At 63.0% G+C, this 14419-nt stretch carries 11 protein-coding genes and 1 pseudogene (1 of these 12 cut by a window edge); 10 read left to right on the top strand and 2 right to left on the bottom strand.

From position 1 onward, the window contains the following. Nucleotides 1–191 precede the first annotated feature (191 nt). The gene (locus AB3L03_RS21540) at nt 192–1364 is read left to right on the top strand and encodes an acetyl-CoA C-acetyltransferase (RefSeq protein WP_018453284.1); all 1173 of its coding nucleotides are present in this window, start codon (nt 192–194) and stop codon (nt 1362–1364) included. Nucleotides 1365–1484: 120 nt separating this feature from the next. Further along, nucleotides 1485–3029 carry an acyl-CoA synthetase gene (locus AB3L03_RS21535; protein WP_026232503.1) on the top strand — a complete coding sequence of 515 codons (1545 nt, stop codon included), beginning with the start codon at nt 1485–1487 and terminating at the stop codon, nt 3027–3029. A gap of 17 nt (nt 3030–3046) precedes the next feature. Here AB3L03_RS21535 and AB3L03_RS21530 read toward each other — a convergent pair whose 3' ends face one another. Continuing rightward, on the bottom strand, nt 3047–3589 hold the full coding sequence (locus tag AB3L03_RS21530; RefSeq protein WP_018453282.1) for a methylated-DNA--[protein]-cysteine S-methyltransferase: 543 nt from the start codon (nt 3587–3589) through the stop codon (nt 3047–3049). A gap of 139 nt (nt 3590–3728) precedes the next feature. Here AB3L03_RS21530 and AB3L03_RS21525 point away from each other — a divergent pair, with 139 nt between their 5' ends. The 7 genes and pseudogenes from AB3L03_RS21525 (at nt 3729) to AB3L03_RS21495 (ending at nt 12123) form a co-directional block, all read left to right on the top strand. Beyond that, a complete protein-coding gene (locus AB3L03_RS21525) occupies nt 3729–4547 on the top strand; it encodes an alpha/beta fold hydrolase (protein ID WP_368507010.1) in 819 nt (272 codons plus the stop codon). 2 nt (nt 4548–4549) lie between these two features. After that, nucleotides 4550–5362 (top strand): alpha/beta fold hydrolase, encoded by an 813-nt coding sequence (locus tag AB3L03_RS21520; RefSeq protein WP_247299307.1) that lies wholly within the window; start codon nt 4550–4552, stop codon nt 5360–5362. 188 nt (nt 5363–5550) lie between these two features. Then, the gene (locus tag AB3L03_RS21515) at nt 5551–6225 is read left to right on the top strand and encodes a GntR family transcriptional regulator (protein WP_018453281.1); all 675 of its coding nucleotides are present in this window, start codon (nt 5551–5553) and stop codon (nt 6223–6225) included. Between the two features lie 71 nt (nt 6226–6296). Beyond that, nucleotides 6297–7098: pseudogene (locus tag AB3L03_RS21510) on the top strand (phytanoyl-CoA dioxygenase family protein). A gap of 189 nt (nt 7099–7287) precedes the next feature. Then, nucleotides 7288–8601: an NAD(P)H-dependent oxidoreductase gene (locus tag AB3L03_RS21505; RefSeq protein ID WP_018453279.1), complete on the top strand. Its 1314-nt coding sequence runs from the start codon at nt 7288–7290 to the stop codon at nt 8599–8601. Between the two features lie 44 nt (nt 8602–8645). Next, nucleotides 8646–11717: a winged helix-turn-helix domain-containing protein gene (locus AB3L03_RS21500; protein ID WP_368507009.1), complete on the top strand. Its 3072-nt coding sequence runs from the start codon at nt 8646–8648 to the stop codon at nt 11715–11717. A gap of 64 nt (nt 11718–11781) precedes the next feature. Continuing rightward, nucleotides 11782–12123, top strand: coding sequence for a hypothetical protein (locus AB3L03_RS21495; RefSeq protein WP_368507008.1), 342 nt, complete (start codon nt 11782–11784; stop codon nt 12121–12123). 100 nt (nt 12124–12223) lie between these two features. Here AB3L03_RS21495 and AB3L03_RS21490 read toward each other — a convergent pair whose 3' ends face one another. Next, the gene (locus tag AB3L03_RS21490; protein ID WP_368507007.1) at nt 12224–13309 is read right to left on the bottom strand and encodes an NAD-dependent epimerase/dehydratase family protein; all 1086 of its coding nucleotides are present in this window, start codon (nt 13307–13309) and stop codon (nt 12224–12226) included. Between the two features lie 287 nt (nt 13310–13596). Here AB3L03_RS21490 and AB3L03_RS21485 point away from each other — a divergent pair, with 287 nt between their 5' ends. Further along, on the top strand, nt 13597–14419 hold the 5' portion of the coding sequence (locus AB3L03_RS21485) for a TRAP transporter substrate-binding protein (RefSeq protein ID WP_018453275.1). The gene runs 266 nt beyond the window's last position; 823 of the gene's 1089 nt are visible here — the first part of the coding sequence; the start codon lies at nt 13597–13599; the stop codon falls past the right edge of the window.

Below are 14419 nucleotides of genomic sequence, written 5' to 3'. Positions count from 1 at the left end.
TTTCCGCTGGGGAGCCTGTTCGGTACGCTGGTAGTCACGGAGATCCCTGATTTTGGCGGAAGAGCGGCCGCAGATAAGCCCAAGCAGCGCCTCCCCACAAGAGTTAATTGATCGATTGACTAAACAACCGGTCGCCCCTTAAATCCCGCCCCGACAACCAACCGTTCAAAATAATCCAGGGAGAAACCGACATGGCCGAGGCTTATATCGTCGCCGCTGCGCGTACCGCCGGTGGGCGCAAGGGGGGCCGCCTCGCCGGATGGCATCCGGCCGATCTCGCCGCGAAGGTGCTGGACGAGTTGGTCGACCGCACCAAGGTCGATCCCGCGCTGGTCGAGGATGTGATCATGGGCTGCGTCATGCAGGTCGGCGAGCAGTCCAACAACGTGGCGCGCAACGCCATCATGGCCTCGAAACTGCCGGAGAGCGTGCCGGGCACCTCGATCGACCGCCAATGCGGCTCGTCGCAGCAGGCGCTGCATTTTGCTGCGCAGGCCGTTATGTCGGGCGCGATGGACGTGGTGATCGCCGCCGGCGTGGAATCGATGACGCGCGTGCCGATGGGCCTGTCGTCGCAGCTTCCCGCCAAGAACGGCTTTGGCAATTACAAGAGCCCGGGTATCGAGCAGCGTTATCCCAACATCGTGTTCAGCCAGTTCACCGGCGCCGAGATGATGGCCGAGAAGTACGGCCTCTCCAAGGATGAGCTCGACGAGTACTCCTACAACAGTCATCAGCGCGCGATCGCGGCGACGCAGGCCGGCCGTTTCAAGACGGAGATCGTGCCGCTTGAGATCACCCGCGCCGACGGCTCCAAGGACACCCACCACATCGACGAGGGCATCCGCTTCGACGCCACACTCGACGGCATCAAGGGCGTCAAGCTGATCGCCGAGAATGGCAAGCTCTCCGCGGCCAGCGCCAGCCAGATCTGCGACGGCGCTTCCGGCGTGATGGTGGTGAACGAGCGTGGCCTGAAGCAGCTCGGCGTGAAGCCGCTGGCGCGCGTCCACCACATGACCATGATGGGTGGCGATCCCGTGATCATGCTCGACGCACCGCTGCACGCCACCAAGCGCGCGCTGGAGAAGGCCGGCATGGCGATCGACGACATCGACCTGTTCGAGGTCAACGAGGCCTTTGCCTCGGTGCCGACCGCGTGGCTGAAGACCACCGGCGCCGATTCGGAACGTCTCAATGTCAATGGCGGCGCCATCGCGCTCGGCCATCCGCTCGGCGGCTCCGGCACCAAGCTGATGACGACGCTGGTGCATGCCTTGCATCAGCGCGGCAAACGCTATGGCCTGCAGACCATGTGCGAAGGCGGCGGCATGGCGAATGTGACGATCGTGGAGCGGCTGTAAGCCCTCTCGTGTCCCGGACGCGCTGCAGCGTGAAAGGCTGCGGCGCAGAGCCGGGACCCATGCCTCACAATGGACCCCGGATATCCGGGGAACGTTACTCCCAGCCGCGTAAACAGAGACATGACACACCCCTCCATCCACGCCCGCGCCACACCCGACAAGATCGCCTATCAAATGGCCGGGACCGGCAAGGCGATTACCTATCGCGAGCTCGACGAGCTCTCGAACCAGGGCGCGCACCTGTTCCGCTCGCTCGGGCTGAAGGCCGGCGACCACATCGCGCTGCTGATGGAGAACCGCCTCGCCTTTATGGAGATCTGCTGGGCTGCGCAACGCAGCGGGCTCTATTACACCGCGATCAGCCGCTATTTAAAGCAGGACGAGATCGACTACATCATCGCCGATTGCGGCGCCAAGGTCGTGATCACGACACCGAAATGTGCCGACCAGATCAAGACGCTGATCAAGGGTGCGCCCGGCGAGCCGGTCTTCTACATGATGGACGAGCCGCAAGCCGGCTTCCGCTCCTACGACAAGGAAGCCGCCGCACAGCCGACAACCCCGATTGCCGACGAGGTTGCCGGCTATGACATGCTGTATTCGTCGGGCACCACGGGCCGGCCCAAGGGTATCAAGAAGGCTTTCGAGGGCAAGCCGATCGACGAGCCGAACGCGTTTCTGCGCGTGCTCTGCGCCAGCATGTGCGGCATGAACGCCGAGACTATTTATCTCTCACCGGCACCGCTCTATCACGCCGCTCCCTTGCGCTTCAACATGATGGCGGTCCTGCTCGGCGGCACCTCCATCATCATGGAGCACTTTGACGCCGAAGATTTCCTGAAACTGGTCGAAAAGTACAAGGTGACCCAGGCGCAGCTGGTGCCGACCATGTTCGTGCGCATGCTGAAGCTGCCGAACGAGGTCCGTAACCGCTACGAAGTCTCGACACTGAAGGGCGCGATCCACGCCGCCGCCCCCTGCCCGGTCGAGGTCAAGGCCAAGATGATCGAATGGTGGGGGCCGATCCTGATCGAATATTACGCGGGCTCCGAAGGCAACGGCGTCACCGTCTGCAACTCGAAAGAATGGCTGGAGCACCGCGGCAGCGTCGGCCGCGCCGTGGTCGGCAAGATCAAGATTCTGGACGAGAACGATGAGGAGCTGCCGACGGGCGAGATCGGCACGGTCTATTTCGCCGATGCGCCGGTTTTCGCCTATCACAACGATCCCGAGAAGACGAAGAAGGCCTATAACGCAAAAGGCTGGTCGACGCTCGGCGACGTCGGCTATCTCGACAGGGATGGCTTTCTCTTTCTCACCGACCGCAAGTCCTACATGATCATCTCGGGCGGCGTGAACATTTACCCGCAGGAGACCGAGGACGTGCTCATCACCCACCCCGAGGTCGCCGACGTCGCCGTGTTCGGTGTGCCGAACGAGGAGATGGGCGAAGAGGTCAAGGCGGTGGTGCAGCCGCACGATCCCAAGCGCGCCGGCAAGGAGCTCGAGGCCGACCTGATCGCCTATTGCAGGAGCCGCCTCTCGACGATCAAATGCCCGCGCTCGATCGATTTCGAAGCCGAGCTGCCGCGCACGCCCACTGGGAAGCTGGTGAAGCGGCATTTGCGCGACAAATATTGGCCGATGGCGGCGGCGAAGATCTAGCCAGCGGCGTCATCGCCTCAATCAAACAAGCTCGGCGTGTGGTTCACCAGCGCGCCTTCGATCTCCAGCATCTTCAGCTTCGTCACCACGCCGCCATTCGCGGAGAAGCCGCCGGGCTTGTTGCCGGCCGCCAGCACGCGATGGCAGGGCACGACGATCGGGCACGGGTTGCGGCCGAGCGCCTGGCCCACGTCGCGCGACAGCTCGACACCGCCGAGTTGCTTGGCGATGTCGCCATAGGTGACGGTCTTGCCCGGCGGAATGGTGCGGGCGATCGCGTAGACCCCGCGGTTGAAGTCGGGCACGCCATCGAGATCGAGCGGGATGTCGGTGAGGTCATCCGGCTCGCCCGCGAGCAGTTTTGTGATGCGGTCGATCGCCTGCTGTACTTCGGCGGTCGGCGCGGCTTCGCTGGCATCGGCATGGCGCTGGCTGATGCGGGTGCGGATCTTCTGCTCACCGCCCATCGGCAGTTGCGTGCCGTTGATGCCGCGCGGACCCCAGGCAATGGCGCAAAGGCCGATCTTGCTGTCGAAGAGGGCAAAATGCTGGTCGGTCATAACTTCGTCCTTGGCTTGCGTTCCCCTCGCATGCCCCAATGTGAACTGAGCTCAAATCTAGACTTGGAAATAGTTGCGATCCACCCGGTTTCCGGGAATCTTGCACAGGAGTTCCGCCTTCCCTGTTTGCGAGCCCAGAATGCAAAGCCTCCACGTCAACGGATACGACATGCCCTATCTCGACGTGGGCGAAGACCGAGGGCGGCCGCCGCTGGTCTGCGTGCATGGTTCGCTCAACGACTTTCGTGTCTGGGGCTGCGTGCTCGGTCCGCTGTCCCAGCGGCACCGGCTGATGGCCGTCAGCCTGCGGCACTTCTTCCCCGATCGCTGGGATGGCGTTGGCGACACCTATTCGATCGCCCAGCATGTCGACGACGTCATCGCCTTCATCGAGGAGCTCGACCTCGGCCCGGTTGATTTGATGGGCCATTCCCGCGGCGGGCACATCTGCTTCCGCGTGGCGCAGGGGCGGCCGGACCTGCTCCGGCGGCTGGTGCTGGCCGAGCCCGGCGGGGAGCTCGACGCGAGCCTCGATCCAGACTATGCCGGCGGCCCCTCGCCGTTGCTGGCGCGGTTCACGGCCTCGGCCGAGAAGATCGCGGCCGGCGACATCGACGGCGGCCTTGCAGTCTTCGTCGACACGCTGGAAGGGCCCGGCACCTGGCCGCGGCTGCCGGCCCTGGTGAAGCAGAATCTGCGTGACAACGCCTTCACGCTGATCGGCCAGGTCCGCGACAACCGCCCGCCGTTCTCGAGGGCCGACGCGGAGTCCATCAGGATGCCGACGCTGTTCATCCTGGGCGCGCGGACCAAGGGCCTGCTGCCGAAAGTGCTGCATGCGCTCGCGGCGCATGTGCCGTATTCCAGGACGGCGGTCATCCCAAACGCAACGCACCCGATGTTCGAGCAGGCGCCGCAGAAATTCTCCGAACTGGTGCTGGATTTTCTGGCGGGCTGATCATGCAGACACTTCGCGTCAATGGTTACGACATGGCCTATCTCGAAGTGGGCGAGGGGCCGCCGCTGGTCTGCGTGCACGGCACGCTCGGCGATTTCCGCACCTGGTACTCCGTGCTCGGTCCGCTGTCGAAATCGCATCGCGTGATCTCGGTCAGCCTGCGGCATTTCTTTCCCGAACATTGGGATGCCGTCGGCGACGATTACAAGATGGCCCAGCACGTCGCTGACGTGATCGCTTTCATCGAGCAGGTCGAACCCGCGCCGGTCGATCTGATGGGCCATTCGCGCGGCGGTCACATCGCCTTTCGCGTGGCGCAGGCGCGGCCCGATCTGTTGCGAAAGCTGGTGCTTGCAGAACCCGGCGGCGATCTCGATGCGAGCCTGCCGGTGCCCGCAGGCACGCCCGCGCACCCGCCGCTGGCGGCGCGCACGGCGCGCTCGGTCGAGATGATCCGCGCCGGCGACATCGAGGGCGCGCTGCAGAACTTCTACGAAGGCATCGAAGGCGACGGCTCGTGGCGGCGCGTGCCGGCGGCGGCGAAGCAGCAATTGCGCGACAACGCGATCACCTTCCTCGGCCAGATCAACGAGCAGCGCAGGCCCTACACGCTCGCGGACGCGCAGGCGATCACGACCCCGACACTCCTGATCGGCGGCGGGGCGACGACAGGGAGCCTGTCGGTGATGTGGCGTGTGCTGGCCGAGCACATCACCGGGGCGAAGACAGCCGTGATCCCCAATGCCGGCCACTGGATGTTCGAGCAGGCGCCCCTGGAGTTCGGCGAGGCGGTGGACGCGTTTTTGGCGGAGTAAGTGGCCTCACACTCTTTTTTCCTCAAAAACAACCCCATGCACAGTAGCTGAGCCCAGCAATATCAATGACTTAGGTGGCGCGAAATGAGGCTGGACGCCCCCTTGGCCGCGCTTGACGCCCTTATCCCCTCGCCGTATCCTTGAATACGGAATTCCGTATTCCCTCTCATGGTCTCGGAGCTGCCGGCGTGATCCCTCTCGACCCGCTTCCGAACTTGATCGACCAGGTCTATGCGCGGATCCTGGAGGCGATCTCCGACCGCACGCTGCAGCCCGGCCAGCGCATCCGGCAGAACGAGCTCGCCGACAGGCTCGGCGTATCGCGCCAGCCGGTGTCGCATGCGCTGCACCTGTTGCACCGGCAGGGACTTGTCGCCGAGAGCGGCCGGCGCGGCTTTGAAGTCACCCAGCTCGATCCCGCACGCATCCGCCAGCTCTACGAGGTGCGCGGCGCAATCGATGCCTTGGCGGCGCGGCTGGCAGCGGAGCGCGCAGGCGATGCGGCGGGACGCGCGCGGCTGGAGGCGGCGCTCGCCGCCGGACGCGGGATCGATGGCAAGACCACGCTCGCCGAGCTGATCGCGCTCGACGTCGCGTTTCATCGCGCGATCTATCGGCTCGCCGGCAATCCCGTGATCGAGGAGACGATTACGCCGCAATGGCCCCATATGCGCCGCTCGATGGCGACGGTGCTGTCGGAGCTCGATTATCGCGGCAGCGCCTGGGCCGAGCATGCCGACATTGCCGGACATATTCTCGCAGGAGATGCGAAGGCGGCCGAACGTGCGGCGCTTGCGCACGCGCAGACGGCGGGACGGATGACTGAGGAGAGATTGAGGGCGACGGAAGAGGCGGCGGCGTAGCGACCGCCACTGCCAAGACGTGGATGGCCGGCCAAGACGAGCGACAACAAATCAAAACAGGAGGACGCGCCGTGAAACTGTCCCAGGAGCAATTGGAGTTCTTCCACCACGAGGGCTGGCTGTTCCTGCCCGAACTGTTCAGTCCGGAGGAGGTCGATCTCCTCGCGCGCGAGGCGGTCGGCATCTATGACACGAACCGGCCGGAAGTCTGGCGCGAGAAGAGCGGCGCGCCACGCACCGCCTTTGCCGCGCATCTCTACAACGAGGCGTTCGGCATTCTGGGTGCTCATCCGCGCATGATCGGCCCGGTCGAGCAGCTGTTCGGCGAGCAGGTCTACATGCACCAGTTCAAGATCAACGCGAAATCCGCCTTCACCGGCGATGTCTGGCAATGGCACCAGGATTACGGCACCTGGAAGCGCGACGACGGCATGCCCGAGCCGCGCGCGATGAACATCGCGATCTTCCTGGACGAGGTGATGCCGATCAACGGCCCGCTGATGCTGGTACCGCAGAGCCAGAACGCCGGCGACCTCAAGGCCTCGCATGACCTCGCGACGACCTCCCTATCCGCTGTGGACGCTGGACGAGGAGACCGTGACGCGGCTGGTCAAGCAGGGCGGCATCGTTGCGCCGACGGGAAAGCCCGGCGGCATGCTGATGTTCCACGGCAATCTCGTGCACGGCTCGGCCGGCAACATCACGCCCTATCCGCGCAAGATCGTGTACCTGACGCTGAACGCGGTTTCGAATTACATCCGTACCCCGACGCGGCCGGAGTACATCGCGCATCGCGATTTTGCGCCGATCAAGACGGTGGAGGACGACGCACTGGTGCGGCTCGCCCGTGCGCCGCGGCAGGCGGCGGAGTAGGACACTCTCGTGCCCCGGACGCAGCGCAGCGCGAAGCGGTGCGCTGCAGAGCCGGGCCCATACCACACGGATAGTTTTCTTTCTGGGTGCCGGCTCTGCGGAGTAGCGCCATAGTGCGTCGAAGACGCGCGTGAACGCGCTTATGGCGCTGCACCGCGTCCGGACCACCATACTTGATCGGGTAACAACATGAACCTCTTCCGCCTCCTCCAGGCCCGCGCTGCCGCCGGCAAGCCCGTCCGTGTGGCGCTGATCGGCGCCGGCAAATTCGGCTCGATGTTCCTGGCGCAGGTGCCGCACACGACGGGGCTGGAGGTACCCATCATCGTCGACATCGATCGCGACCGCGCGCGCGAGGCCTGCCGCACGGTGGGCTGGAGCGCCGAGCGGATCGCCGCCACCGTCTTCACCGATGATGGCGCGCGCGCCATCGCCGGCGGCGCGATGGACGTGGTGGTGGAGGCGACCGGCAATCCCGCCGTCGGCATCAAACACGCCCGCGCGGCGATCGCGGCCGGCAAGCATATCGTGATGGTCAATGTCGAGGCCGACGTGCTTGCCGGTCCGCTGCTCGCCCAGGAAGCCCGCAAGGCCGGCGTGGTCTACTCGCTCGCCTATGGCGACCAGCCGGCGCTGACCGCGGAAATGGTGGATTGGGCGCGCGCCACCGGTTTTCATGTGGTTGCCGCCGGCAAAGGCACAAAATATCTGCCGGCCTATCACGACGTGACGCCCGACAGCGTCTGGCAGCATTACGGGTTGACCGCGGGCGAGGCGCAATCGGCCGGGATGAATCCGCAGATGTTCAACTCGTTCCTCGACGGTACCAAATCGGCGATCGAGATGGCCGCGATTGCGAACGCCTGCGGACTGGACGTGCCTGCGGAGGGCCTGCTGTTTCCACCCTGCGGCGTCGACGACCTGCCGCATATCATGCGGCCGGGCAGCAAGGGCGGCGTGCTGGAGCGATCGGGCGTCGTGGAGGTGGTCTCCTCGCTCGAGCGCGATGGAAGGCCGGTGTTTCGCGATCTGCGCTGGGGCGTCTACGTCGTGCTGGAGGCGCCGAACGACTACGCCGCCGACTGCTTCAGGCAATACGGCCTCAAGACCGACGGCAGCGGACGGTACGCGGCGATGTACAAGCCCTACCATTTGATCGGCCTCGAGCTGAACATCTCGGTGCTGTCGGCCGCGCTGCGGGGCGAGCCGACCGGGCAGCCCCATGGTTTCCGCGGCGACGTCGCCGCCGTGGCAAAACGCAATCTGCGCGCCGGCGAGATGTTGGACGGCGAAGGCGGCTACACGGTGTGGGGCAAGCTGTTGCCGGCGGCCGCGAGCCTCAAGGCCGGCGCGCTGCCTATCGGGCTGGCGCATCGCGTGAGGCTGAAGCACGACGTCGCCCATGGCGAGATCGTGCGCTGGAGCGATGTCGAGTTCGACGCGGGCAACGAGACGATCAGGACGCGGAAGGCCATGGAAGCGGCGTTCATTAGCGCAGAGTAGGCCCTGTACTCATAAAATCGAGATTTATTGGTGCGGACTGAGCGATGTCCGCTGGCCGCCACATGTGCGCGACAGAGGGGCGAACATGCTCTGCTGAGTTCCGCCGCCTTCACCAGTCCATTGATTTCAGTGGCAACCATGGCAAGGTAGCTCGCGCGGCACAACCAGTTGGACGCATGATGATGGTGGGCTCGGTCGTCAATGAAGATCGGCTCGCGAAAGAAAGTTTTTCTTTTGGGCCCTTTGAATTAATCCCGGAGCGGAGACGTCTAGAAAAATCGGGTGTACCACTTCAGTTGGGCGCCCGTAGCTTGGACATCCTTACAGTTCTTGTCGAGCATGCTGGCGAAGTTGTCAGCAAGAAGACTCTGCTAGCTCGGGTTTGGGCCGGCGTCACCGTCGACGAGGGTAGCCTTAGATTTCATATGGCGGGCTTGCGCAAGGTGCTCGGCGATGGAGAGGCCGGAGCGACGTATGTCACGACCGTGCCAGGACAAGGGTATAGCTTCGTGGCGCCTGTCTCACGAACGCTCAAGCCTGTTGCTGAAATCGCAAAATCGGGTCGACGCTCAACATTTCCGAATCGCCTTGGCAGGATGATTGGCAGGGACGACGCCGTGCAAACGATCTCCTCGCATCTTATGGCCGAACGATTCGTGTCCATTGTCGGTCCGGGCGGGATCGGAAAAACAACTCTGGCAATATCTGTCGGCCACCAACTCACTACAGAGTTTGCCGATCTGGTTCACCTTATTGACCTGGGCTCACTTTCTGATCCGCATCTCGTGGCGGGTACGATCGGCTCGGCGCTCGGACTTGCCGTTGACGATCGCGATCCTATCCCCGGCCTTCTGGCCGCACTGCGAGACATCCGAGTTTTGCTGGTGCTCGATAGCTGCGAGCGTGTGATTGAGGCGGCTTCTGCGCTGGCAGAAACCATCTTCGAGGAAACGCCGCAAGTTTACATCTTGGCAACAAGCCGTGAAACCTTGCGGGTCAGAGGCGAGCACGTTCATTGGATAGCTCCCCTCGAGTTTCCGCCTGAGGGTCCCAATGCACGAGAGGCGATGGCATACGCTGCAGTACAGCTTTTTGTCGAACGCGTTACAGCAAGTCAGCCTCAGTTCATACTCAACGACGTCGATGCACCGGTCGTGGCCGAGATCTGCCGAAAGCTCGACGGAATCCCCCTCGCAATCGAACTCGCAGCTGGTCGTGTGGGCGCTTACGGAGTCCATGACGTTTTGCGGCTCCTCGACCACAAGTTCGAGCTCTGGCGAGGCCGGCGAACGGCGTTGCCGCGACACCAGACTCTGGCTGCAACGCTCGACTGGAGCTACGATCTTTTGCCGGAGCTTGAGCAGATTATCCTGCGCCGACTATCTGTTTTCGTTGGGCCGTTTACGATCGAGGCTGCCTTCGCGATCGCGGCCGGAGATGATTTGGACGATTCGCAGGTGATCGAGTCCGTTGCCAGTCTTGCCGCCAAGTCACTTCTGACAGCGAACGCTCGTCTCGCCATCCCGCTATACCGATTGCTGGATACCACCCGCGGGTATGTGCAGGAAAAGTTGGCCAGAAGCGATGATGCAAACCTCGTTGCTCGCCGTCATGCTGTCTATCATTTAACTTTATTCGAGCGGATTGGGGTCGAGCTGTCCGGTTTCCGGAAGAGCGAAAATGCGTCTGTCTCCAAGCTCGTTCGGTCCCTGAAAGGGGCAGGAAGCAACAATCTGACCGAAGCATCGGTTGCCACTAATGGTCGGCCGATCGATGAGATCCGCGTTGCCCTCGACTGGGCGCATGGCAAGTCTGGTGATTCGCTGCTAGCGCTCGACCTCACGGCCGCTGCCGCACCGGTCTGGATTCATCATATGCTCATAGACGAATGTCGGGAGCGGACAGAGCAAGCGGTTTTCCAAATCGACGAAAAGCTGGGTCGTGACGCGCGCCGGGAGCTCCGCCTCTTCTTCACTTTGGCGGTTGCGCATATGGAATCGACCGGGGACGCTGCGATCATCGACGATGCGTGGTTGCGTGTATCCCGATTGGCTGAAGAACTGGAGGACAACGAATATCAGCTGAGGAGCTTATGGGGTCTCTGGATAGGGCGATACCTAAGAGGCGATTTCCCCGGTGCACTGCAGATCGCCGAAAAATTCGTCAACCTGCCTGATGGCGCTATCGATGTCGCTGATCGTTTCGTCGGAGAGCGGATTTTGGGAGTGACGCGGCACATTCTAGGGGACCAAGCCGGCGCCCGGCGACATCTGGAAAAAATGCTGGCAGGCTACGTCGCGCCGCCAGGGCAAATGCACGCCCTGCGATATCAGTTTGATCAACATGTGGCTGCCCGAACGTACTACAGCCAAACGCTTTGGTTGTTGGGTTTTCCGGACCAGGCAGCCGCGGTCGGCAAACACGCCTTCGATCATGCGACGGCACTTGGACACGATTTTTCTCTTCTCTATGCGATTGCCTTCGGCGCTTGCCCTCTAGCGCTTGAGATCGGCAATTTTGATGCTGCGGAAGCGCTCATCTCAACTATGCTTCATCGAGAAGCGACGTTCAGAGCAATGGGAGTATGGGGCCGCTGTTATGCGGGTATTCTGGAGATGAAGGGTGGCCACACCGCTGCGGGCCTTGCCCTGCTTCGCGAAGGCTTGAATGGCTTCCCCCCGACCGGCTTTCAAAGCCGCTATTTATTCCTTCTGGGCAATCTCGCACTCGGTGAGTCTGATATCGGCGATCACCGCGGAGCCAATACAACGATCGAAAGGGCGCTGGCTCAATCGGAAAGGAACGAGGACCGCTGGTTCGTCGCTGAACTGCTGCGCATCAAGGGTATCCTGGCGCTCAATCAAGGTGGCGCGGAGGCGCTCGTGTCGGCCGAAGCGCACCTCAATCACTCTCTCGAGTGGTCACGCCGCCAAGGCGCAATATCCTGGGAGCTCAGGACGGCGACAACTCTGGCATCCCTGATGCAGAAGCAGTCGCGTATCGGTGAGGCACGGGAGCTGCTAGCGCCCCTTTACGTTCGTTTCTCCGAGGGACTTGCCACTGCAGATTTAGTCAAAGCTCGTTCTCTGCTGACATTGTTGAACGAGCCAACCTAGCTTGGATCAATAAGGATTCGCAGCGTGATAGAGCCAATGCACGCCAGCCGCTACGAGAAAGAAGATGCTACGCCCACTCACCCCCGCAGAGCGTGATCTGGTTGCCTTTATTCTAGGTCAGCATTCGCCCTTGCAGGACCATTTTGGGCTCGTCGAGGAAATGAACGACGGTGGGATGGGTAGCCTTCTCTTTGTCGGCGCGGCAGATCGGCGTTTCGGCCGATGTATTGGCGAATGCGAATTCGACGATGCCGATGGAGTGCTGGTGTCGGTCGCGCTGAACCTCGGCCAGCGCGACGAGTTGTTTGAACTTGATCTGTGGAAAGTCGACTTTTCGCCGCTACAGAGGATCGCCGTCCTAGGTGATGTCCGTCCCTCACGGTGGTTGCGACACACGCTCAGATAAGCCAGATCTGAAGCCGTTCGAACCGGCTCGGCCAGCGGACCGCTCCGGGTCACAGTCTGACCTGGGCAACGATCCCGGACGTATCCGCTTTGGCTCTCGGTCAGGGAAGCAGTCGCTCTTGCTTTGCCTGCCTGAACCACTTCCGGAACATGTCTTCCGTATCCATTATCTCGGTGAAGCCGGCGCGGTTGATCTTCACGGTCGAGACGATCGAGGGCGGACCGGATTCGGTGTGGCCATAGCGCAGGCTGTAATCGGCGTATTGGAACGAGAGGCCGACGAATTCGGCCAGCGCAGGCGATGCTAGGTCGTGCTTGCGCCGCAGCGCATCCCAGGGAGCGACCCAGCTCGGGAATTCCCTCGCGAGCGACAGCGGGACCGGCCTGCCCGGCTTCATCTCCAGTGCATCGGCGACCGCAGGCCAGATGTTCTCCCAGGTAAAGACGTCGCCATTGGTCACATTGAAGGCCTCGTTGCGCGCGGCCTCGGCCTCGCCCGACCAGGCGATGGCGCGGGCGAGAAGATCGACGTCGACGGCCTGCCCCACCCGCGGAGCGCCGCCGGGGTAGTCGAGCGGCCTGCCCTGCTCGCGCAGCATCGCGGCATAGACGCCGAGCGGCGGGATCAGGTCCATGGCGCCGCCCATGGCGAGACCGACGATCAGCACCGGCCGCAGGATGCTCCAATGCCAAGCCTTGCCGGTTTGGAGGTCGCGCAAGAAGTTTTCCTGCGCCCAGTAGAAGTTGGGCTGCTCGTACATTTCGGAGCGGCCTTCGCGGGCCGGCACGGTCAAGGGGCGAACGTGGACACCATAGGCCTTGGTGCCCTGCAGCAGGGCGACGTGCCTGAGGCCGGGCGCCACAGGCTCGAGCGCACCCATCAAATTGCGCAGCATCAAATCGTTGGTCTTGATTTGCTGCGGGTCGCGCCAGCCGTCGACGAGCTGCGGCGCCTCGTAGAGCGCGGCGTAGATCAGATGCGTTGCGCCGCTCAGTTCCGAGGCGGCACGCCCGCAATCCGCTGCGCTGGTCAGGTCGATCGGTACATGACGGGCACCGTAGAGGTCGCGCGGCTTCCGCCGGGACAGGGCAATGACATCGCACCCGCCCGAGACGCCGAAGTGTCGCAACGCGGCATTGCCGACGAGACCGCTCGCTCCGGCGACCACGATTTTCTTGCCCGTCATGCGCGAGCCTCCCTAGTTTTTGAATGACCGAATAGCAGATCGCTTGCAGGCCCGACTTGCGTCAGGCCGGCGTTCGCACCTGCGAGGCGCCCATGAGACTTGATTCCGGCGAAGCGCCCGGTCATCCTCGCCGCGGAACCGCAACGATCGGAATTCCATCTTCGAGTGCCCGCAAGGGCCGTTCGGAAACGCCACAACGTCTCAACAGACAACGTCGAGCGTCGACGAAGACAAGACGACACCAAGATCGGTCCTGGTCGAAGCATCGACTTAACGGAGGGAAGCGCATGGAACGTCGTAAATTCCTGACGGCAGGCGGATTGGGCCTCGCCGCCAGTGCCGTCGCTGCGCCGGCGATCGCGCAGTCGATGCCCGAGATCAAATGGCGATACGCCGCGAGCTGGCCGAAGGCGCTGGATACGCTCTACGGCGGCTGCGAGTATTTCGCCAAGCGCGTTGCCGAGATCACCGACAATCGTTTCCAGATCCAGCCATTCGCCGCCGGCGAGATCGTGCCGGGCCTGCAGGTGCTCGACGCCGTCGCCAACGGAACGGTGGAGATGGGCAACACCGCGCTGTATTATTACTGGGGCAAGAACCCCGCCTTCACGTTCGGCACGTCGCTGCCGTTCGGCTTGAACACGCGCCAGCATATTTCATGGCTGCAGTGGGGCGGCGGCCAGGACCTGATCAACAACCTGCTGAAGGAATACAACGCCATCGGCATTCCGACCGGATCCACCGGCGCGCAGATGGGTGGCTGGTTCCGGAAGGAGATCAAGTCGATCGACGATCTCAAAGGGCTGAAATTCCGGGTCGGCGGCTTTGCCGGCACGATCATCGCCAAGGTCGGCGGCGTACCGCAGCAGATCGCGGCGGGCGACATCTATCCGGCGCTGGAGAAGGGCACGCTCGATGCCGCCGAATGGGTCGGGCCCTATGACGACGAGAAGCTCGGCTTCGTGAAGGTCGCGAAGTACTATTACTATCCGGGTTGGTGGGAAGGCACCGGCCAGGGTCACAACATCATCAATCTGGACAAATGGAACACGCTGCCGAAGCACTACCAGGCCGCGGTCGATGCCGCGTCGCGCGATACCTTCACTTGGG

Source organism: Bradyrhizobium lupini (assembly GCF_040939785.1).
In the GTDB taxonomy this organism is placed as follows: Bacteria; Pseudomonadota; Alphaproteobacteria; order Rhizobiales; family Xanthobacteraceae; genus Bradyrhizobium; species Bradyrhizobium canariense_D.
Note: the sequence above shows the minus strand (reverse complement) of the source record. Positions and strands in the feature narration are given on the sequence as shown.